The 21,813-nt window shown below is 37.1% G+C and carries 18 protein-coding genes; 13 read left to right on the top strand and 5 right to left on the bottom strand.

Going from position 1 to position 21,813, the window contains the following annotated elements:
• Window positions 1–2: 2 nt before the first annotated feature.
• The 5 genes from ACT4_RS09330 to tssH are packed head-to-tail and all read right to left on the bottom strand — an operon-like array spanning window position 3 to window position 6,608.
• The gene (locus ACT4_RS09330; protein ID WP_007481657.1) at window positions 3–602 is read right to left on the bottom strand and encodes a hypothetical protein; all 600 of its coding nucleotides are present in this window, start codon (window positions 600–602) and stop codon (window positions 3–5) included.
• Between the two features lie 10 nt (window positions 603–612).
• Window positions 613–1,422, bottom strand: a complete 810-nt coding sequence (gene icmH / locus ACT4_RS09325; protein ID WP_007481655.1) for a type IVB secretion system protein IcmH/DotU — start codon at window positions 1,420–1,422, stop codon at window positions 613–615.
• 10 nt (window positions 1,423–1,432) lie between these two features.
• The gene (tssK, locus tag ACT4_RS09320; protein ID WP_007481653.1) at window positions 1,433–2,797 is read right to left on the bottom strand and encodes a type VI secretion system baseplate subunit TssK; all 1,365 of its coding nucleotides are present in this window, start codon (window positions 2,795–2,797) and stop codon (window positions 1,433–1,435) included.
• A 16-nt stretch (window positions 2,798–2,813) separates the two neighbouring features.
• Window positions 2,814–3,911 (bottom strand): type VI secretion system protein TssA, encoded by a 1,098-nt coding sequence (gene tssA, locus ACT4_RS09315; RefSeq protein WP_007481652.1) that lies wholly within the window; start codon window positions 3,909–3,911, stop codon window positions 2,814–2,816.
• 27 nt (window positions 3,912–3,938) lie between these two features.
• Window positions 3,939–6,608, bottom strand: coding sequence for a type VI secretion system ATPase TssH (gene tssH, locus ACT4_RS09310; protein ID WP_007481650.1), 2,670 nt, complete (start codon window positions 6,606–6,608; stop codon window positions 3,939–3,941).
• Window positions 6,609–6,971: 363 nt separating this feature from the next.
• Between tssH and ACT4_RS09300 the strand changes: the two genes are divergently transcribed.
• The 13 genes from ACT4_RS09300 to modA all read left to right on the top strand — a co-directional run bounded on the left by ACT4_RS09300 (window position 6,972) and on the right by modA (window position 21,807).
• Complete coding sequence (locus tag ACT4_RS09300) at window positions 6,972–7,673, top strand: hypothetical protein (RefSeq protein WP_007481649.1); 702 nt, start codon at window positions 6,972–6,974, stop codon at window positions 7,671–7,673.
• A gap of 19 nt (window positions 7,674–7,692) precedes the next feature.
• A complete protein-coding gene (gene tssB, locus ACT4_RS09295; RefSeq protein ID WP_007481647.1) occupies window positions 7,693–8,196 on the top strand; it encodes a type VI secretion system contractile sheath small subunit in 504 nt (167 codons plus the stop codon).
• The gene (gene tssC, locus ACT4_RS09290) at window positions 8,189–9,670 is read left to right on the top strand and encodes a type VI secretion system contractile sheath large subunit (protein WP_007481645.1); all 1,482 of its coding nucleotides are present in this window, start codon (window positions 8,189–8,191) and stop codon (window positions 9,668–9,670) included. Before tssB ends, tssC begins: the two co-directional genes overlap by 8 nt.
• Before the next feature lie 50 nt (window positions 9,671–9,720).
• Window positions 9,721–10,224 (top strand): type VI secretion system tube protein Hcp, encoded by a 504-nt coding sequence (locus ACT4_RS09285; RefSeq protein ID WP_007481644.1) that lies wholly within the window; start codon window positions 9,721–9,723, stop codon window positions 10,222–10,224.
• Window positions 10,225–10,296: 72 nt separating this feature from the next.
• Window positions 10,297–10,773 (top strand): type VI secretion system baseplate subunit TssE, encoded by a 477-nt coding sequence (gene tssE / locus ACT4_RS09280; RefSeq protein WP_007481642.1) that lies wholly within the window; start codon window positions 10,297–10,299, stop codon window positions 10,771–10,773.
• Window positions 10,774–10,785: 12 nt separating this feature from the next.
• A complete protein-coding gene (gene tssF, locus ACT4_RS09275; protein ID WP_007481640.1) occupies window positions 10,786–12,594 on the top strand; it encodes a type VI secretion system baseplate subunit TssF in 1,809 nt (602 codons plus the stop codon).
• The gene (gene tssG, locus ACT4_RS09270) at window positions 12,558–13,553 is read left to right on the top strand and encodes a type VI secretion system baseplate subunit TssG (RefSeq protein ID WP_007481638.1); all 996 of its coding nucleotides are present in this window, start codon (window positions 12,558–12,560) and stop codon (window positions 13,551–13,553) included. Before tssF ends, tssG begins: the two co-directional genes overlap by 37 nt.
• Window positions 13,553–14,977, top strand: a complete 1,425-nt coding sequence (locus ACT4_RS09265) for a hypothetical protein (RefSeq protein ID WP_007481637.1) — start codon at window positions 13,553–13,555, stop codon at window positions 14,975–14,977. Before tssG ends, ACT4_RS09265 begins: the two co-directional genes overlap by 1 nt.
• Before the next feature lie 28 nt (window positions 14,978–15,005).
• Window positions 15,006–18,818, top strand: coding sequence for a type VI secretion system membrane subunit TssM (gene tssM / locus ACT4_RS09260; RefSeq protein ID WP_007481636.1), 3,813 nt, complete (start codon window positions 15,006–15,008; stop codon window positions 18,816–18,818).
• A gap of 34 nt (window positions 18,819–18,852) precedes the next feature.
• Entirely contained in the window at window positions 18,853–19,812 is a 960-nt protein-coding gene (gene tagF, locus ACT4_RS09255; RefSeq protein ID WP_007481634.1) for a type VI secretion system-associated protein TagF, read from the top strand.
• Between the two features lie 2 nt (window positions 19,813–19,814).
• Window positions 19,815–20,582 (top strand): OmpA family protein, encoded by a 768-nt coding sequence (locus ACT4_RS09250; protein WP_007481633.1) that lies wholly within the window; start codon window positions 19,815–19,817, stop codon window positions 20,580–20,582.
• 30 nt (window positions 20,583–20,612) lie between these two features.
• Entirely contained in the window at window positions 20,613–20,876 is a 264-nt protein-coding gene (locus ACT4_RS09245) for a PAAR domain-containing protein (RefSeq protein ID WP_007481631.1), read from the top strand.
• Window positions 20,877–21,075: 199 nt separating this feature from the next.
• Window positions 21,076–21,807 carry a molybdate ABC transporter substrate-binding protein gene (gene modA, locus ACT4_RS09240; RefSeq protein ID WP_227509609.1) on the top strand — a complete coding sequence of 244 codons (732 nt, stop codon included), beginning with the start codon at window positions 21,076–21,078 and terminating at the stop codon, window positions 21,805–21,807.
• Window positions 21,808–21,813: the final 6 nt, after the last annotated feature.

The raw sequence follows: 21,813 nt of genomic DNA, 5'->3' as shown, positions 1-21,813 counted from the left end.
GTTTAATGGAGTTCGTTCACTGTAAAAGGTTTTTGCGTCACTTTAATTTGAACTGTTGCTTGAGGTGCTTCAACTTCTGGTTCGGTAACTTGTGATTTAGGTTCGTTTGTTTGGATAGATTTCGAAATATTGTTATTTTGCGGTGAGGTTGTTCTGTTTGCTGTCGTAGTTGATTTAACAACTAAAGGTGGATGTGCCACTTTTTTATTTGGTTCATTTGCAAATGGAGAGCTCCTTTGTTCTGTTGGGGCGGTAGGTACTGCTGGTGCATGCTGGAAGAACTTATTTAAGTCATTACTGCCAGGTTGTACGAGATTATTGTCCTCTTCTGCTCCCATAGCATCATCGTGAGTTGGGGTTACAACAATTTCTTTTGATGATTCATTTTTGGTTTCAACTGGTAATACTGGGTGTTCTTGCTCCGTTTGGACATTATTTACTTCTGTATTGCTTTTCTGTTGCGACATAAAGAAAACAAAGCTAATCAATAAAGTAAAAGCTACACCTGAAATAAATCCAATCAAAACATAAATGATAGGAGATAGACTTTTTTTCTTATTGGTTTGTAATAAGCGTAAAGAAGTTGGTTTTTCCTGAATCATGCGCTATCAACTAAGGTAAATGGATGGTGATATGTGCTTCTTCAGCTGGTGCTGAAATAACATTCTGATAAGGCGATAAAGCACTTTGATTTTGTTTTGACAACATAAATCTCAGTCCTGAAAATGTCAGTACACTGAATATTAATAAGAAGATCAAAATCCACAAAAATGGTAACTCATGATGGATAATATTTTTAATTTGATCAGGGATCGCAGCAAAAGGTGAAAAGGCGGCTTTTTTCCCTTTTAAATAATCAATTTCATCACCGACACGAGCAACTAGATGGTTTAGACTTTCCACTGATTCCAAACGATACTTACCTTGAAAACCAAGAAGTAAGCAGTAGTGAAAAACTTCAAGTGATGCTAAGCGTTCTTTTCCACGGCTACGAAGTTGTTCGAGGATTTCGAAAAAACGATAACCTGCTAGTTGAGAACCAAACAAACTAAGCTGTAATGGGCTTATTAACCATGTGTTTTGTAGATTAAAGTAAGCAGCATCTTGTTGTGTTGCGATAGTTTCATCGATTAAAGCACAAAAGGCATATTTTGCATCGTGAATATCATCAGCAGGAAATTGTAATCGTTTCGCTTGTTGTTCGAAGCGATTGAGTAAATCCAAAATCTTTTCACGAAAATCATTTGGATTTGAAGGAATATATTTGTTTCGGAGCAAGAAGACGAGGTAAAAGCCATCATGCAATAAATCAATTAAATTTGTTGCTTGAATTTTATTTTGCGTGTGATCAGAACTTGGAAGTCCTGAACCAATTTTACCATCCTCAAATAAAGACGGGATGCCTGTAGGATGTTGTGTCATTGCTATTCTCTTAGGTATTCATTACAGCAATCAGTTCAATGCTAATGTCTTGAAAGCCCGCAGGGACATAGACACAAATCGTTTCTGATTCAAGCATTCGTTGATACAGTTCATGATGTGGCTCAATTTCAAAATAGCTCACTCCAGAACGCACAGGAATTGCGGTAGGAACTTGCATTAAGTGATGAATTGGTACAGCTGGAAGTGCAGCAATAACCCTTTGCTCCACGTCAATGGTACTGCCAACTTTAAAGCGTAAAGGAACGATTTGAATAAGTTCATGGGTTTGCATCATGCTGCTTGAAACAGCAATATATAACCGTGTATCTCGGGTAATTTTGTCTGACTCAAGACTACCGACCCAATAAGATGGTCGAGTTTCTTTTAATGCAATATTGAAATAACGACTTGAAATAATAGTGTCTAACAAGTCTCTTAAAATAATATCCAGTTTTTGAAAGCTGTCTTGCAGCTGTTGATGTTGGTAATGTGGTAAATGATCAACATCATAAGCAGTGGAAAATGTCAGCAGTGAACCTGCAAGTCTCAACAATTCAGCGAATAAACGTTCAGGATGTACCAATGGATATTGTTGAAGATGATTTAAACCTGCATAAGCGGTATTTAATGCATTAATTAGCCAGAAAGAGACAATATCACCAGAACGGAACTCAATCAGTTTTTGTTCATTCTCACGATTATTACTTTGGATCGTTTTAATTTTTGCCTTAATGACATTTAGCGTACGTTTCAGATTTCCAGTTAAAGACTCTGAAGCTGCAATATGTAAAATGGGTGGAATAAATTTTTGATCAAGTTCAAAGCTGCCAGAACTTTGACGTTTTAATTTGCCAATCGCTAAATATAAGAAACCATCCAAATTTTGGCTGGGTTGAATATGTGGTTCGAGTAATTTGAATTCAGCTCTACGGCGTAATAAATTGAGTTCTGCAGGACTTGCGTCTGTAAATAAATCATGGGTTTCCGTTAAATAATTATGATAACGGCTTGATACGGTTCGAGTGTCATCTGCAATATTCTTTTTATTTGCTTGTAACATTGGCAAAGCCAAATAAACAATCATTTCACCTTGGAGATTTAGATCATCTAGCAAAAGTGGTTCAGGTAACAGATCTTGGGCAGGGGCGTGGTAGATTTCACCGTCCTGCCAAATAATTTCGACATCTTCTAAAGCAAGTACGTGTGTAGAAAGTTGTATTGAATCAAATTTTAGTTTCTGTACGCCATAAGCATGAGGAATCATTGCTCGAACAGTATGATTCAAACGCTGCTCATGATAGGTATCTTGGATCTGGAAATGTTGAGGGCGTAAAAATAATCCTTCACCCCACAATACTTTTTCTGCTTTAAACATCTTTACTTACCAATCTTTATTCATATTCATTCTTTGGTTGAACACCTAATGTGTCTTGCAACATTTGCAGTGGATGTTCGTCCTTAATTACATGTGTTAACCATTCATGAAGTGGCATCTGACTCCATTTAATTGTTTTTTGCAGCATATAGCTAACAGGGCTATGAGGTTCATTTTTCTCAAAGTAAGTTGCAATGTCCTGTAATACTCTCATTGCTTGTTCACGATTCTCAATGTGGGATTGAACTTGGGGCTGAAAAGACATTTGGTTTTGAGGAATGCTTTGTTGAGTCAATATTTCAGTTGTTGTCGGTGCCATTATTGTTTCAGTCACAGTTGTGTGTCGCTGAGAGGTTTGCACAAAGTTATCTGTTTTATAAATTTTTTTCAGACTGATATGAATGTTATCTAAATTTGAATCTATTGAAGCAAAACTTGGTGAGTCTAAGCCTAATAAGTCATCCAATACTTGTTTTAAAACAGACCATTGCTGGAGTATTTCATTAAAATATTGGTAATTCTTGATAACAAAATTTTTATCGGTATTCGATACAGCTTGTTCAAATAATTCTAACTCAGTTGAATTCTGCGAGCTCTCATATTCATCGCTCTGTTTGCGACGAATATTTTCGTGATAGAGAAAGTTGTCATAATCTAAAAGATGATAGAAAGGAGCTTGATTGATTAACGGGACTTTCTTGATTAATAAAGGAAGTTGATTAATTAAGCCTTGTAATAAACCTATGCGTTGATCTAAGTCATCATCTTCTACTTCTGGATGTATGCTTAACCAATATTGCTCAAGGAGTTGATGACTTAATTCAAGACTTTTTGAGATCCCTTCAAAACCATAAAGATTGGCCCAAGCTTCAGAGAGCCAAGTAAGTAAGCGAATATCTTTACTTTTGGATTGAAGTAAATCGACTGAAGTAGATGCGACAAAATCCCAATCCGCTTGTTTAGGTTCAGTAACCCAATCACCTTGATCTAATAGTAGGTCATCTTGAGTTTTTGCTTTTTTAATTGCATGAAACTCATTGGAAAAAGAAAAATCCTCACCACACGGCGCTTGCTCGTAAATTGGGGTGAGGAGAGATGATATATCCATGTACATAACAATGTTGACTCAATCTTTAACTTACTAAACGTCAGCTTTAGTTTTCTTACTAGTGCGCATTTTAGTGACTTTCTCTGCTGGATCTAATTGATAGCTAATATCATCATCTTTAATATCAATTACGATGCGTTTAGGGAGTTTATGTTCAGCTAATGCCACTAAAATCTCAGTCGCGAGAGAAGGTAATACACTTGAATTCAAAATGTTATCGACATTACGTGCGCCGCTATCAACTTCGGTACAACGACTTAAAAGTAATTCGACGAGGTCATCAGAATATTCAACTGCCGTTGCATATTGGTTTTCAATACGTTGAATAATTTTGCCAAGTTTATGTTTAATGATTCGAACAAGTAGGTCATCATGTAATGGAAAGTATGGAACAATTCGCATACGTCCAATAAAAGCAGGTTTAAATTGTTTATATAAACTTGGTTTTAGATGCTCAATCAGATCCTCAGCATTTGGCCAATCTTCAACAGGCTGGTTTAAACAGGCTTGCATAATCGCGCTTGAACCAGTATTTGAGGTCAACAAGATCGTGGTATTTTTAAAATCAATAATACGACCTTCTCCATCTTCAAGCATACCTTTATCAAAGACCTGATAAAAAAGTTCTTGAACATCACTATGTGCTTTTTCTATTTCATCTAATAGAACCACGCTATATGGGTTTCGGCGCACAGCTTCAGTTAAGACACCACCTTGTCCATAACCGACATAACCTGGAGGCGCACCTTTTAAAGATGAAACTGTATGTGCTTCTTGATATTCAGACATATTGATCGTAATTAAATGTTGTTCACCACCATACAGTTCATTTGCAAGCGCGAGCGCAGTTTCTGTCTTACCTACACCACTTGGACCAACCAGCAAAAAAACACCTTGTGGTTTATTTGGATCTTCTAATTTTGCTTTAGAAGTTTTGATTCCTTGTACGAGTTGTGACAGGGCATAGTCTTGCCCCATAACTCGTTCTGCTAATTTATCTTCAAGGGTTAAAATCTGCTTAATTTCATCATTGACCATATTTCCAACAGGTATACCAGTCCAGTCAGAAATAATTTCATTAATAATACGTGCATTTACACGTTCAAATACCAATGGTGCTTGGCCTTGCAGTTGCTCTAATTCTGTCCTTAAAGCCTCAATTTTAGAATGTGCTGATTCATCCTCAGATTGAGTATTTAGTTGGTTAATTTCTTGTACAAGTTTTAATTCTTGCTGCCATTTTTCCTCTGTTGCCTGAATATCTTGATCTAAAGTCGCAAGTTGCTGTTTAAGTGACTCTAATCGTTCATGATGAATAGGGAAATGCTGATGTTCTTGAATTAAAATCTGTTGCTCAAGGTTTAAGTTGTGTTGCTGTGCTTTAAGTTGATCCAGAAGAACTGGCTGAGCATTCTGGGTTAATGCAACACGGGCTGCTGCCGTATCTAATACGCTAACCGCTTTGTCAGGAAGTTGTCGACCACTAATGTAACGATGAGAGGCTTGAACCGCAGTAATTATTGCTTGATCATCAATATGTAAATTGAAATGATTTTGCATGACTGGGATCATGGCACGTAGCATATCAATAGCAACTTCTTCTGTGGGTTCTTCAACTTTGACAACTTGGAATCTACGGCTAAGTGCCGCATCTTTTTCGAAGTATTGTTTATATTCAGCCCATGTTGTTGCGGCAATCGTTCTTAACTCACCACGTGCTAAAGCAGGCTTGAGTAGATTCGCAGCATCATTTTGTCCCGCTTGACCACCAGCACCGATTAACGTGTGTGCTTCGTCAATAAATAAAATAATAGGATGTGTTGATGCTTGAACTTCTTGAATCACTTGTTTTAATCGGTTTTCAAACTCACCCTTTACGCTAGCACCTGCTTGTAATAATCCCATATCTAAAACATGGATATGTACATTCTTGAGTGCCTCTGGAACCAGACCTTGAGCAATTTTTAAAGCTAAGCCCTCAACAACAGCCGTTTTTCCTACGCCCGGTTCACCTGTCAAAATTGGATTGTTTTGACGACGACGCATCAAAATATCCAGCATTAAACGAATTTCGAATTCACGACCAATCACTGGATCAATCAATCCCTTTTGCGCTTTTTCGGTCAAATTGATTGTGTACTGATCTAAGGCTGGCGTCTTAACAGGGATCGGAGCATTTTGAGATTTATTCTGTTGCCCATCTATCGAAAGGCTATTTTCAATTTGGGTTTGTTCGCTACTTTGTTCACAAATATCAAGGAACTTGTGTTTCATTGTATCTATTGGGAATAGCTCAAATAAACTTGAAGCTCGCGCGGCAATTTGTTGCAAATCAGGTGCAGTTAGTAATGCAACAAGCAAGTGGCCGCTACGAATGATAGGTGTTTGTTCTGCAGAAGCTAATAACCATGCTTGTTCAAATAATTTAACAATAGATTTTGCAAAAATAGGGGTTCTAGTATTGCCTTTAGGTAAGGATAGAATAGTTTCTTTTAAATCATTAATTAATGCTTCGTAAGATATATTATTTTTCTTTAATAAAATAAGTAAATCATTGGGGTCTTTTTGATTTAATAATTCTACAAATAAATGTTCTATTTCTATTTCATAATTCAATTGGTTAATACAATAATTTGCAGATTTTTCTAAAGCTGAACGAGTAGGTTGGGATAGTTTTGTAATTAAAACCTTAAGGTTACTCATTTATGACTCACAAGTTTTTCGAATACCAAGCACTAGTTCATAAATTTTGACTTGATATGTTTGTTATGTTGAATGTATATTTTTTGAATAAAATCAAAAACTTATCTAAACCTTGTAAAGGTATACAGATTATTCTACTACAAAAATTGTCACTTTTAAACAAAAATTGCATCAGAATTATTAAAAAAAATTCTATCAAAAAAATAATAATGTTAATAAACGTAATTAGTATTGACTTTCTGTGTGATTTTTTTGTTAAATTCGCCGAAATGTTCTGTGTGTATAAAAATTGACGAGTAAGAGGGTTTTTTAACAATAATTGTCCACTCTTCAATTATAAACTAAATAATGATGAGGCATATTTTGAAAAAAGGTATTTTAATATCAACTCTTTGTATAACGATTTGTCTGGTAGACAGCTCTGTTTATGCTGGAGATCAAGAAATTAAGCCAATTAAATTAAAAAGTAAGTGTATTAGACACAACCCATTAGCTGCGAATCAGACGGATCAAGAGTTATTAAATATTTACCAACAGGTGTGTGATAAAGACAATGCTTCGCGAGTTAATGATTTGTTAGCTCAAGCGGCCATGCGTATGTATCAGTTAAAGCAACCCATGAATGCATTGCAGTTAGCAAATCAATTGCAACAACAAAACGTGCGAGGCGCGACACTCACAGATGTAACTTTTCTTGCAAGTGTAGAAATTGCAAATAATGCTTTAAAGCATATGCGTTCTGAAGAAATGCGTTATCTCAGTAATGACTCAACTTATCCGCCTGCAAAGCAATTGAGTGACAATATTCGCAGTGCAATTCCGGCACCAGATACATCGACAAGTAAAGCAATTACGGATGAGTCGCTTCAAAAAGAAATTCAGCAAACTACGAATTCTCGCCGTACCTCCAATAGGCAGAAAACTCGGACTACACAATCAACCCGAAAAACAGTAAATCAGGTCAACACGACTACGAAACGTCAAACAACAGTGACCCCAACTGTTTCTAAACAACCAAATACTGTTCAAAAGACAGGTTCGAATCCATTCGATTCGTTGAAATAACAATCAGAGGTATAGAGTTATGGCGAAAAGAGAAAGTGTACAGAAGAAACTGCAACGCATTCGACCACCACGCGTCCAGCTAACATATGATGTTGAAGTTGGGGATGGAAAAGAGTCAAAAGAATTACCTTTTGTTGTTGGTGTAATGGGTGATTTCTCTGCGGCTTCTGAATTAGAAAAAACCAAATTAAAAGATAAAAAATTCATCAATGTTGATTTAGATAATATTGATGAAGTTATGGAATCTTTAGCGCCTAGAGCTGCTTTTCAAGTCGAAAATACTTTGACTGAGGACGGTGGTCGCATGTCAGTGGATTTGACATTCAACTCAATGGAAGATTTTAGACCTGAGCAAGTTGTTCAGCAGGTTGATCCATTACGCAAATTAGTTGCTGCACGTGAACGTTTAACAGATCTTCGTAACAAAATCTCTAACAGTGAGCGTCTAGAAGATTTGTTGGATGAGGTCTTACAAAATACAGATCAAGTACGTCAATTAAGTGCGGAGGCTGAAAATGAGTAATGCACAAGCCTTAGCTGCAACAGCAGTAGCAGCAGATTCTAATAATTTATTAGATTCAATCGTTGAGCAAAGTCGCATCGCACGTAATGATGATGAGCATGTTCGCGCTAAAAGTTTAATTGGTGAGTTAGCTAAAGAAGTGATGGCAGGAACAATCACTGTTTCTGAAAATATGACTTTGTCTATTGATAAACGTATTGCTGAAATTGATGCATTGATTTCAAATCAATTAAGTCAAATTATGCATCACGAACAATTTCAAAAAATTGAGTCTACTTGGCGTGGTCTTTATTATTTCTGCCAAGAAACACCATCTAATCCAATGATCAAAATTCGTATGTTAAATACGACGAAAAAAGAATTGGTTAAGGACTTTCAAGGTGCAACGGATTTTGATCAAAGCACATTGTTCAAAAAGATTTATGAAGAAGAATATGGTTCATTTGGTGGTGCGCCATACTCTGCATTGATTGGTGATTTCGAATTTGATCGTACGCCATCTGACATGTATTTATTAGAACAAGTATCGCATGTTGCCGCAGCAGCTCACGCGCCATTTATTTCAGCAGCCAGCCCAAGTATTTTAGGTCTTGAGTCATTTACTGATATTGACCGCCCTCGTGACGTATCTAAAATTTTTGAAACTGCTGAATATGTTCAATGGCGATCTTTCCGTGACAGTGAAGACTCTCGCTATGTTGCTTTGACTATGCCACATGTTTTAGGTCGTTTGCCGTACCATCCAAAAGAAGGAACTGCGACAGAAGGCTTCAACTTTGCTGAAGATGTTTCTGGTGAAAATCATCATGATTATCTTTGGATGAATGCTGCTTATGCATTTGGTACACGTTTAACCAATGCATTTGATTCGCATGGTTGGTGTGCTGCGATTCGTGGTGTTGAAGGTGGTGGTTTAGTTGAAGGGCTTCCTGTTCACACATTCAAAACTTCAGATGGTGAAGTGGTATTTAAGTGCCCAACTGAAATTGCAATTACTGACCGTCGTGAAAAAGAGCTCAGTGATCTTGGTTTTATTCCATTGGTGCATTGTAAAAATACTGACTATGCCGCTTTCTTCGGTGCGCAATCTACGCAAAAACCCAAGAAATATGACAACGATACCGCAAATGCGAACTCAGCACTTTCAAGTCAAATTCAATACATCATGGCAGTGTCAAGGATTGCTCATTACTTAAAAGCAATGATGCGTGACAAAGTAGGAAGTTTTGCATCAGCAGGAAATGTTGAAGCCTTTTTGAATGAATGGCTTTCTCAATATGTATTGCTTGATGATGGTGCTTCTCAAGAAGCGAAGGCGCAATATCCACTTCGTGAAGCATCAGTAAAAGTTGTAGAAGATCCTGCTCAACCAGGTCACTACAAATCAGTGGTCTTTTTAAGACCGCATTTCCAGCTGGATGAGTTGTCCGTTTCTTTGCGACTCGTGACTGAACTACCGCAGTCCTCAAATTAAAAATGAGATCAGCTAGATAATAACTTTAAATAAATAGAGGTAATTTTTAAATGAAAGATATATACGTTGAGTTTCGCGGCAAATATAAAGTGGATGGTGAGTCTCGTGACTCTGAGCACAAAGGTTGGCTAGAAGTTAACTCTTGGTCGCACAACATCCGCCAACCAAAATCTGCTACTTCGAGTAGTGTTGGTGGCCATACTGCTGAACGTGTTGAACACTCAGACATGATCTTCGTTAAAGATTTAGATGCTACAAGTCCTAAACTTTGGGAAGCATGTTCTGCTGGTTATACATTTGATGAAGTACAAATCGATTTTTACCGTGCAAATGGTGATAAGCGCATCAAGTACTTACAAATCAAATTGAAGCATGTGCTTGTATCAAGCGTAACGCCAACTGTAAATGAAGAAGGTGTACCAACAGAAGCATTTGGTTTGAAATATGCTGCTGTTGAGTGGACATATAATCAACAAGATATTAACGGTACTGCGAAAGGTGCTGTTACTAAGAAATGGTCACTTTCTAATAACACAGCTTCATACGCTGCGTAATAGTTATAGTGATTTTCTAATAGAGGTTAATTATTCATTAGCCTCTATTTCTCCCATATTTTGTTTTGTGACATGAATCTAGATCATTTATATCCTTATGGATTTCGATCAACGTTATTTGATCGTTTAGTTCCTGAGCATGAAGATTATTTAAGAGGTTTATCTATTCAGCAATTACGAGAATCTGTTGCTCGTGATTTAGAGGATTTACTTAATAGTCGTATTGCACAGTTTGATGAAGACATGGATGACTATCCATTGGCAAAACAATCTATTTTGCAGTTTGGAATTATTGATTTCGTAGGCCTTTCAACAGCAAATCCTTTGGATCGAGATAAAATTTGTCAGTCTATCGAACAGTCTATTGCTGCGCACGAACCACGGTTACGTCAGATCAAAGTTGAGATGTTATTAGATGGTCATAATATGGGATCACTATGTTTAAGTATTCAAGCTTACTTAAACATTCATCCATTATACGAACCTGTTTTTTTCGACGCTTTACTGAAACCGACAACACAGCAGTATGTTATTTCTGCTAGAACTTAGTGTGAGCGTACCGTGATAGAACAACTTTTACCGTATTATGAAAAACAATTACAAGAATTTGGTCAGCAATCTAGAGAGTTTGCGCAGAAATATCCCAAAATTGCGCAACGTCTGTCATTAAACCAAGAACAAATTGACGACCCACATATTGAGCGGCTTATTCAAGCTTTTTCACTTATTGCCGCACGTATTGATAAAAAATTAGCGGATAGTTATGACGTTTTTACCCATTCTTTATTTGAGGTTATGTTTCCTCAATATTTACGCCATTTCCCCGCATGTACGGTCGTTAGTTTTGAAGATATAAATAAAATTAAGCAACTTACAACAGCACATATCATTCCTCAAAAAACTGCATTGAAATCTCGAAGTTTTAAAGGAGTTCAGTGTGAATTTAATAGTACGAATGCTGTTCGATTATTGCCGATTACACTTTCAGGATTAGAGTTTTTAACGTCTCCAAGTAGCCATATGCATTTAAATCAAAATGCATCACTTAGCTTAAAATTTGAAATCTTTAATGATGCGCAGAATTGGGTTTTAGACGAAAAGTTACCGATTTATTTAGATGCGATTTCTAATTTCCCATTGCAGGTTTTAGATAGTATTTTTCGCAAAGAGACTGGTTTTTCAGTTCGTGTCGGGCAGCGGCTAGTCCAAATTGATAATCCTTTTGAAGTGATGGGCTTTACTGAGCAAGAAAGTTTGTTGCCTGTTGATCAGCATACCCACCATGCTTATCGTTTATTGATGGAGTATTTTTGCTTCCCAGAGAAGTTTAATTATTTAAACTTAGATCTAAGCCAACTCAAGGCACTGGTAGGGAATAGCAATCATTTTGAAATCTTGATTCATCTTAAGCTCAATTTAAATGATCAAGCCGTTGTTCGTAATTACTCCGAATTGAATGTCGCAAACTTCAAATTATTTACTACACCTGCGATTAATTTATTTGAAAAGCAGGCTGAACCACAAAAAATTTCTTATACACAATTGCAATATCCACTGATTACAGATGCTCATCATCCTGATCTTTACCATGTTTACTCAGTTGTTGAAATGAATATGGTACGAGAAAAGACAAATCAGGAGCAGACTCATCTTCCTGTATTACCTTTTTTTGCAATGAGTCATTATCACAATGACAAAGTACAATTTTTCTATTCATTGAATTACTTATCCTCCCAAAACAAACATAAGCAAATGGGATATTCAATCATTTCAAAAGACCTAAAACCCTATGAAATAAAATCAGATTTTATTAGTACGAAATTACTTTGCTCGAATGGTGATTTACCACATGAAGCTTTGAGTCAAAGCAATAATATTCTAAATCTGAATGATAGTAGTCTGGCAAGACGTGCTCTGATTTTAAAGCGCCCGACATCGCCATTTTATTTTGATCAAAATAAAAATGAACAGTGGCGCATCATTTCACATTTGTCTTTGAATACTTTGGCTTTGATGAAAGGGGATGCTTTGAGTCATGTTAAAGAGTTGCTTGCTTTGTATAACTTGCCACATTCCAAAGAAAATATTTTGTTAATTGATGCGCTTAAAAGTCTAAGTTTCTCGACAACGAATAAGCTCGTTCATGCAAAGCCTTTTCCAATGTTTATTCGAGGTGTTCAAGCTGAATTAAGTGTGAATAGCAGTGTATTTAGAGGACATAGCTTATATATTTTCATTCAATTATTAAGTCATATTTTTAATCTAAAAGTCCAAATCAATAGTTTCGTCGATGTCGTGGTTAAAGACAGTATTCATCAGCAGGAGATGTACCAATGCGTTCAGAACGTTGGTGGCAAGACGCTTCTATAGTTGATCAGGTTTTTAATCGATCGAGTACATTTGAGTTTATTCAGTCAACACGATTATTGCGTCATGTCCCCAATAGCAGTAGCGTAAAAAATTGGTCGGCTGATTTTAAGTTCGACACTTCTTTTAGCTTAAGTTTTCCTGCGACAGAAATTGAAGAATTAAGTTATCAAGATGATCGTATTCATTTGACTAATTTGATTGTCGGTTTAACAGGAACACAAGGAGCTTTGCCATATACATATACCAATAAGATAAAGCAAAGTTCAAGACAACAACGACTTGAGATTAAAGAATTTCTTGGTTTATTTAACCATAATCTCACCGCTAAATACGTAGCTGCTAGTCTTACTTATAATTTACCTATCCGTTATGAAGTAGAACAAGAAAATCATTATCTTGATATCTTGCATGCTTTGAATGGCTATGTTCGTGCTCAGCATCAACAACATGATTTAGATGAATATTTCGCTGAATTTTCTGGTTTGATGCAAGGGCAAAACAACACGGCTCACGCTTTGAAAACCGTTTTATCCTGTGTGTTTAACGAACAAGTCAATGTTGATGAATTTATAAAAGAAAAATTTAAGTTAGGCGAAGATCAAAAAACAACGCTAGGGGGCACAAACCCAAGTTTACTTGGTGTGAACACGTTTTGTGGTGACACGGTTGAGCAGATAGATGGCAAGATTGAAATCCAAATTGGTCCACTATCACGCGAAAAATATTTAGCTTTTTTACCAAATCAACCATTAAGTAAAAAATTAAAAGATCTCATCCAAACTTGGTGCAGCCCAACTTTATTTATCGATGTTCGGTTGATTTTAGATAAAGATAACGTCATTCCTCTGTGTCTTGATTCTAGTCATGAGTTGGGGTTGGGGCAGGGTACATTTCTAATGCCATCAGAACAATTGCATCATAACAAGGAAACTCGTTATGCACTTTTGGGAGCGGCATAATGATTAAGAAAATCCTTGCAACTTTGATGAGCTGCTTTGTATTGGTTGCTTTGATTGTGATTTTTTACTGGCGTGATACACAGTATCAACCTGAATCTACTGATTTAATTAATTATTTTATTTTTCTACCTATTGTTATCACAGTTGTTTTACTTTCACCGTGGTTCGTTTATAGCGTTTATCAACATCGCAAGAAGAAAAAGCAGCAGGCATCGAGTCAGCAAGATGAGAGGAGTGATCAGAAGGTTGATGCAGAGCAAGTTAATCAATCTAGCCAATGGATAGCATTGAATGTATTTGCTGCGAGTGCTTATCACTCTTTTGGTGAAAATGATGCAATTGTTGAGGGAATCAAACAATTTACTAGCGCGCAACTTGATACAGCGCTTTTGAATTTTCAAGGACTACCGATTTTATCTTATCGAGTTGCTGATTTAGATCAACAACTCGAACATGATGAAGAATCTGAGCAAGCTTTTCTATCAATTCGTCAGCAACGTATTACCGCATTGCTTCAGCATCAAATTGAACAAAATACTGAATTCCTCATGCGGGTTTCTCAGCATTTAAAAGCTTCAAGTTTATTCTATGAAAGCCAAAATCTGTATGAATACCGTATGCATCCTGCTTGGACTGATCCAACGCATGATAGTGAAGAAGATCTAGAACCTCAGCTGGTTCAACAAGTTTATCGTATAGACAAACTCAATTTACATATCCTACTGTCTGAAGACCTCCTACATACGTGGAATGAACATGATTGTAATGAATATATCCAAACCATTTTTTATGATTTAGAAATCATTCCTCAAAAATTGCATATCGAATATCACTTTGTGAGTTCTGAATCCTCTGATCAATATTTACTTGAATTATTTGATCGTATTCAAAAACAACCTCATGAGATTTCATGGTTGATTGCTGTCGATTCTGAAATTGATCAGGATGTTATCGATGAAAAGAGCTGGAGTGCGAAAATGTATATTCCAGCTGAATTTATCAGTAGTTGTTTTGTGGCGCATCCAAGTCTAGAAATCGAGCAGTCCCAGCCTGTAAAAACCTTAAAGTTGGTTGCTCATCATAATAATTTAAATCAAATATTTAAAGAGTTAGATATCCATGATTTACCGCAATATCAAGATGAAGCTCCATTTGTATTTGTTGCTGAAGATGGATCAGACATCAAAGTTGTAAAGAAACTTGAGCAGTTTTTTGGACAAAGTTCAGTTGAGCAACATCATTATTTGTACTGTAAACCTGCAGTTGGAAATACGTTAAATGTCGCAAAAGTTTTTGCAGTGATGCTTGCTGCTCAGCTTTCGGATCAATACGTTGCGTTTGTTTATAGTCAAGATTTAAAAGCATTTTTTCAAACTTTCCCTGAGGTCTCAGCAGATCAGGAAAGTGCTGCAATTGCTGATTGATTAATTTTATTAAGAATTCGAGAACTCAATGTACATCATTTTAGGTTATCTATGGCAGTACATCACAAATCCTAAGGCAATCATTGCCCTATCATTATTTGTGGCGCTTATTTCCTCATATTCTTCTATTCCTCGCCATATCTTTTGGGCGTTGGCTGCGACTTATGCTTTGGGGCTAATTGTTTATGGGATTTATTCGTTAATACAAAGAAAACGCCATGCTGCACAAGGCGAAGAGCTTGCTAATGCGATAGAGCAAGAAGGCAACTCAGAAAATGCTCAACAAAAAGATAAAGCCGAGTTGCAACTGATCAATCAGCAGGTGAAAGAATCAATTCAATTGATTCGTAAATCTAAATTGGGGGACAAAAAGGGCAATGCTGCTTTATACGAATTGCCTTGGTACATGGTGATTGGTAATCCTGCTGCTGGGAAAAGTTCTGCAATTTATAATTCTGGATTGAAGTTTCCATTTGAAGAAACACATCAAAAAATGGTTTCAGCAGGGCTGAGTGGAACGCGTAACTGCGATTGGTTCTTTTCAACAGAAGGTATTCTATTGGATACAGCAGGGCGTTATTCCGTTTATTCTGAAGACCATTCTGAATGGTTAGGCTTTTTAAATATTTTGAAGAAAAACCGTTCAAAATCACCCGTAAATGGCCTTATTGTGATTGTTAGTATTGCTGAGTTGGTTAGTCAAAGCCCTGAAAGTTCATTAAAACTAGCTAAAAACTTACGCGCTCGAATTCAAGATTTGACTGAAAAATTAGAAGTCGTGGTTCCTGTCTATTTGGTTTTTTCGAAAATGGACTTAATTGCTGGGTTTACTGAGTTCTTTGATTGCTATGAATCTCAAGAATACAATCAAGCTTGGGGTGCTACTTTACCTTATGAGCAAAGTTCATCTCATAATGCTGTTGAACTATTCGATAAGCACTACAGCATTCTTTACGATGGACTAAAAAGTGTTAGTACAACGCATTTGAGTCGTCGTCATTCACAAAATATTTCACCAAGCGTGATGACATTTCCACTAGAGTTTAAAACACTAAAACCAGCATTGAAGAGTTTTATTGGAACATTATTCGAAGAAAATCCTTATCAATTCCAGCCTGTATTCCGTGGTTTTTATTTCACCAGTGCTTTACAGGAAGGTGCTATTGGAAGTCCAATGACTGAAAATATTGCCCAAGAATTCCAATTACAGCAAATCTCAAATCAAGATCAAGATGGAATAAACTCTTCGCTTACACCTAATCATGGTTACTTCTTACAAGGTCTTTTCTCGAATGTGATCTTACGAGATAAGGATCTCGTTAAACAACATATTAATCCTGCTAAAAAACGTCAGCGTTATATTGCTTTTATTGCTGCTTTGGTGGGTGTGTCTTTGGTTCTGGGCGTATGGGTATGGTCATATCGAAATAACCAGCAATTGATTGCAGATGTACAGGCGGATTTAGATAAAGTTGTACATTTAGAAAAAGCATCTGGACAACAATTATCAACCCAACTTGAATCTTTATTGATCTTGCAAGAGCGTTTACAGCAGCTAGATGAATTTGATGCAAATCGCCCTTTAAAATTTAGTTTTGGTTTATATCAAGGCAATCAGTTACGCGAAAGTCTAAAAGCTGAGTATCTGAAAGGGATTCAGCAGATTGTTTTAACACCGACACAGCAAAATATTGCACAGTATTTACAGCGTGTGAAAAATAATGAGGCAACGCTCAAAGCCAATCATGCAAATGTTGAAATTAAACAAGTTGCCAAGACCCAACAATATTTAGAACCATCAGATACCAATCCTCAAGATGCCTATAACGCCTTGAAAGCATATCTTATGTTGAGCAATCCTGAATATATGGATAGTAGTCATTTGAGTGATCAGGTGTCTAGATTTTGGCGCTCTTGGTTAGATGCAAATCGTGGTGATATGCCGCGTGGTGAGATGATTCAAGATGCTGAGAAAATTTTATCTTATGCGATGTCTTTAGCGAATCAAGAAGGTTTCCCTACGTTAGAAACAGATGCACAAGTGGTGGACCAAACACGCCAAGTTTTATTGTCTGTCATACGTGGTATGCCTGCGCGAGATCGTGTTTATAACGAAATCAAAATGCGTGCTGCAGTACGCTTCCCAGCAGTCACAGTTGGTCAAATCGTAGGCGAACAAAACCGTAATATTGTTTTGGGAAGTTATGCATTACCAGGTGTATTTACTCATAAAGCATGGGATGAATATGTAGAACAAGCGATTGATGATGCCGCAAATAAACCAACCGATAGTAAGGATTGGGTGCTGAACAGCAATCAATCTGATGATTTGACTTTCTCTGGTAGTCCTGAACAGATTCGTAAGCAATTGGTTGCATTATATAAGCAAGAATATGTAGCTGAGTGGAAGAAGTTTCTGAACGGTATTTATTACGCAAAAGCCGATCAATTCAGCCAGCAAGTAAAAACGATTGATGTTTTGGGTGAACCTGAAAACTCGCCAATTCGAGCATTATTACAACGGATTGCAATAGAGACGAACTGGGATAATCCGATTGTACAAGCTGAACTTGCTGTGCCTGAAAAAGGTTTTGTGGCATGGTTTAAACGAAAAGTTTTAAATAATACAGATGATAAAGCTGCTGCACAGGCAGTGAATAAAGCGCAAGGTGCGATCTCTCAAGAATATCAAATGTTTTATCAGCTCGTTCGTAAGCGGGATGATTTGCAAGATAAATCGTTGTTTGATGAGTACATGAACAATCTTGCTCAAGTGCGTAGTAAGTTTAATGATTTAAAAACTGCTGGTGAAATTGGGCCGAGCGCGATGACATTGGTAAAACAAACCATTAATGATCAAAACTCAGTCTTTAATGTAACTCAGAAATATGTTGATGAAAAAATGATGGTCGGTTTGAAAGACACCGATCAGCAATTATTACAAAAGCTATTGATGGGACCATTAACGCAATCATTTGCAAGTTTGATTGTTCCGACTCAGGATGAATTAAATAAACTATGGGGTATTCAAGCTTATCAACCATTCCAAGCGAATTTAAGTCAAAAATATCCCTTTAACTCAGGTGTTACTTTACAAGCAACAAGTAATGAAATAGCTCAAATTTTTGGTGAGACTGGAAGCATTTCAAGATTTGTTAAAGAAGCCTTAGATCCATTTGTCATACGCCGAGGATACGTTCTTACTTCAAAAACGTGGAAAGATTTAGGCATTAGTTTAAATCCACAATTTGTTATGGCTTTCCAACAATATGTTGCACCAATCAATGGGATGGCGACAGGCAGTTTAGATCAGCCTGCTGCTGCGCCTGCTTCAAATCAGTCTAATTTCCAATTTTATCCATTACAAAATCCACAGTATTTGTCTTACACGATTGATATCGATGGTCAGCGGATGGTCTTTGAAAATGGTATTCAGCAGTGGGTGAACTTCGTTTGGCCAAATAAGGGAGCGATTCCTGGTGCGCGCATCACGGCTGTTGATTTGGAAGGGAAGACGCATACGATTTTTGAAGAGCCCGGCGAATATGGGATTAACCGTTTGATTGATGCGGCACAACGCAAAGAACAAAATGGCAGCTTTGAAATGACGTGGACGAGCAAGGCTGATCCATCTCTTTCAATTAAAGTAAAGTTCAGATTGATCAGTGGAAATAGCTCAGGAAATATTGGCTCTAGTCGTGGATATGCTGGATTGAAATTGGTCGATAAAGTGGTAACAGACAAAGCTGTTCGTGTTGTTGCAGCGCAAGCAACCCCAGCTGGAGAGGGTGTGAAAGTACCGCCAGTTTTATCACCACAATCAGGAGCAGTACAGCAATGATAGGGATGATCATCATTAAGCAAGAGGTGCTGATATGCAGCAATTAAAAAGCACCCCATTGTATTATGGAAAGACGCCTGCAAGAGGGGATTTCATTAAGTCTAAAGGTCAATATGCTTTGATCCAAGTGCTTGATCAGTGGATTACTGAAGCACTAGAGCTGGCAATGCGTACTCCTGAGTTTAAACAACGCTACGCTTCCTTACCTGCACTAGACTTCTTTATTGCAAATCCAGCCGAGCCAATGTTTTTGGCTGCAAATTTGATTGCCAGTCAAGACAGTTCTGGACGTGCTTTTCCAATGGTGGTAAGTCAGCTACTCGAGGTTGAACAACCATACCAGAACCTTTTGCAAGCGCCGTACATTTATAAAGCTGTTTTGGTGGATTTATTCCAAAGAAATAGAGTGCTTCGTAGTATTGCTGATACCAATATCATGATTGAAAAGTTGAATAATTTACCGAATGTTATTCAAGTATTTACATCCACTGAATGTAATAGCTTTTATGAAAATCATACGATGCATTCATTTGCTCAATTGATGAAGATTAATGTGTATGAATTGGCTCAAAGTATGATTGGTCTTGGGCTTTTGCTACAGCCAATTTTAAAGAATGGTACAAACCGTTTAAATAAAGTGCTGATTCTTCCAATTAATAACCATATGTATTGTTATGAAATCGCTGCTTTTTGGGTAGGAATGATTGGTCGATTCTTAGGAAGTAGTAATACCGAGGTGTTAATAGGGATTTTACATCGCGATGAACCACTCCTGTTTATTGGCTTTCAAGGTGCAGACATCATGGCACTGAGTGATATTTTCACTCAAAACATGCAGAGTGAGCATTGGGTTTCTTTGATTCAAGCACAATGGATCGATGCTTATCTTGAACAGAATGCAGGTCTTGCGACATTAGAGCAATCTCTTTGTCAGCGTCAGTTGAGCCTAAATCAAGGTTTAAAACTTTTCAGACAAACTTTTTTAGATGAGTAACGATGAAAAATAATTCGAAAGTGATTTTGGCAACGTTATGTTTAGGGCTAACTGTTGTAAGTTACAGTGCCGTGATCAACGCTGCTCCAATTGTTGTAGAGGGTGTTGTACCGAATGATGCAAGCAAACAGGCGATCTTAGCTAAAATGCAGTCGGTTTATGGTACAGACCAAGTCGTGGATAAAATACAAGTACGGTCTGTTTCTGCGCCTAATGATTGGAGTGATTCTGTCACTCAAGTCATTACTTCTGATTTAAAAAAAGTGAAGCAGGGTCAATTGAATGTTCGTGGCACTCAGATCGAATTGACAGGAAAAATGACTGACCCGAATGAGATAACACCAACAACATCGAAATTTGAATCATTGGTTCAACAGCCTTATCGTTTTAGTGCACAACTTACAGTAAATCAAGCCGAACAAAAAATTATTGATGATGCGCTTAAAAATCGCATCATCGAATTTGAATCAGGAAGTGCAATATTAACTGCGGCAGGTAAAAGTATTCTTGATGAAATGGCTGTCGCGTTAAATAAAGTAGGTACTAAGAAAGTCAAAATTATTGGTCATACTGATAGTTCTGGTGATGCAGCTAAAAATACAATTTTGAGCCAAGAACGTGCTGTAGCTGTACAAAGCTATTTAGTAAGTAAAAATATTGCGATTGATCGTTTGAGTACAGAGGGTAAAGGCTCTAGCCAGCCAGTCGCTGACAATGCAACTGCTGATGGACGTAGAAAAAATCGTCGAATCGAGTTTGAAGTACTTTAATTTATTGAAAAGTATAAGAGAGATATCCGCATGGCAACACCTTATATTGTTATTGGCTGTCCAACGACAGGTGGTGGGCAAGTAATTACTGGAAATAGTAGTTTTTTAGTTGAAGGCATTCCTGTTGCTTGTGTTGGCGATAAAGCAACTTGTCCAAAACATCAAACAGTTGCCACAATTGTTGCGGGTGATCCCACAGTTCAAGTGATGGGTAAAGCTGTGGCAAGAGTAAATGATGCTTTGTCATGTGGTTGTAAGTTGTTGCCTAAGCAGAGTTTGGTGGTAAAGGGATAAATCTATTTTAAGAGATATTAGAGCTTAAAATACTTTGCTAACTAAGTATTCTAGCCGGTACGTTTCCCTTAAATTTGAAAGAATGATTAGCTAAATGTCATTTTTAGTGTATCTTTATCAAGCGATATGTTTTTAGAAATATATCGGAATATGAGGATAGTAAATGCTGATCAAAAGACATAAGAAACATACGATAGGGATGATTTTTGGAAGTTTATTAATAAGCTCTCAAATCTATGCAGCTGATTCAGTAACCATTTACGCTGCTGCCAGCTTAACCAATGCAGTAAATGAATTAGATGTGTTGTATGAAAAAAATTATAAGACGCAAGTGAAAACCTCCTATGCTGGGTCTTCAACATTAGCGAAGCAAATTGAGGCAGGTGCGCCAGCCGATGTATTTATGTCAGCAGACATACAGTGGATGGATTATTTACAGAATAAACAAATCATTAACGCCAAAGATCGTATTAATTTATTAGGGAACCGACTTGTGCTGATAACCCCTAAAGATCATCCTCTAACACTTAAAATGGTTAAAGGATTCGATCCAAGTAAGGTACTACAAGGTAAGGTCTGTACAGGGGATACTAATAGTGTTCCAGTCGGAAAATACGCCAAGCAAGCTTTAAACTCACTCGGATGGTGGGAAACCATAAAACCTCGACTTGTTGAAACTGAAGATGTTCGGGTAGCTCTGAACTTTGTTGCTAGGGGAGAATGCCAAGCTGGAATTGTCTATGCAACAGATGCAGCAATCAGTAAAGATGTTGTGATTGCTGGTATTTTCCCAGAAAACAGCCATCCTCCAATTATTTACCCGATTGGTCTAGTTAAAAAGAATGTGGATTCTGTAAATTTCTATCAATTTTTACAAAGTCAGCAGGCTAAAACTATATTTCAAAAGTATGGGTTTAGTGTATTAAAGTGATTCAGT

It is taken from the genome of Acinetobacter sp. NBRC 100985 (genome assembly GCF_000241225.1).
GTDB classification, from domain to species: Bacteria; Pseudomonadota; Gammaproteobacteria; order Pseudomonadales; family Moraxellaceae; genus Acinetobacter; species Acinetobacter venetianus.
This window is presented reverse-complemented; position numbering and strand designations above follow the sequence as displayed.

Excerpts from the sequence above, each read along its gene's own strand:
- ACT4_RS09330 (WP_007481657.1), bottom strand. The coding sequence starts at position 602 with ATGATTCAGGAAAAACCAACTTCTTTACGCTTATTACAAACCAATAAG.
- icmH (WP_007481655.1), bottom strand. The coding sequence starts at position 1,422 with ATGACACAACATCCTACAGGCATCCCGTCTTTATTTGAGGATGGTAAA.
- tssK (WP_007481653.1), bottom strand. The coding sequence starts at position 2,797 with ATGTTTAAAGCAGAAAAAGTATTGTGGGGTGAAGGATTATTTTTACGC.
- tssA (WP_007481652.1), bottom strand. The coding sequence starts at position 3,911 with ATGTACATGGATATATCATCTCTCCTCACCCCAATTTACGAGCAAGCG.
- tssH (WP_007481650.1), bottom strand. The coding sequence starts at position 6,608 with ATGAGTAACCTTAAGGTTTTAATTACAAAACTATCCCAACCTACTCGT.
- tssB (WP_007481647.1), top strand. The coding sequence starts at position 7,693 with ATGGCGAAAAGAGAAAGTGTACAGAAGAAACTGCAACGCATTCGACCA.
- tssC (WP_007481645.1), top strand. The coding sequence starts at position 8,189 with ATGAGTAATGCACAAGCCTTAGCTGCAACAGCAGTAGCAGCAGATTCT.
- ACT4_RS09285 (WP_007481644.1), top strand. The coding sequence starts at position 9,721 with ATGAAAGATATATACGTTGAGTTTCGCGGCAAATATAAAGTGGATGGT.
- tssE (WP_007481642.1), top strand. The coding sequence starts at position 10,297 with ATGAATCTAGATCATTTATATCCTTATGGATTTCGATCAACGTTATTT.
- tssG (WP_007481638.1), top strand. The coding sequence starts at position 12,558 with ATGCGTTCAGAACGTTGGTGGCAAGACGCTTCTATAGTTGATCAGGTT.
- ACT4_RS09265 (WP_007481637.1), top strand. The coding sequence starts at position 13,553 with ATGATTAAGAAAATCCTTGCAACTTTGATGAGCTGCTTTGTATTGGTT.
- tssM (WP_007481636.1), top strand. The coding sequence starts at position 15,006 with ATGTACATCATTTTAGGTTATCTATGGCAGTACATCACAAATCCTAAG.
- tagF (WP_007481634.1), top strand. The coding sequence starts at position 18,853 with ATGCAGCAATTAAAAAGCACCCCATTGTATTATGGAAAGACGCCTGCA.
- ACT4_RS09250 (WP_007481633.1), top strand. The coding sequence starts at position 19,815 with ATGAAAAATAATTCGAAAGTGATTTTGGCAACGTTATGTTTAGGGCTA.
- ACT4_RS09245 (WP_007481631.1), top strand. The coding sequence starts at position 20,613 with ATGGCAACACCTTATATTGTTATTGGCTGTCCAACGACAGGTGGTGGG.
- modA (WP_227509609.1), top strand. The coding sequence starts at position 21,076 with ATGATTTTTGGAAGTTTATTAATAAGCTCTCAAATCTATGCAGCTGAT.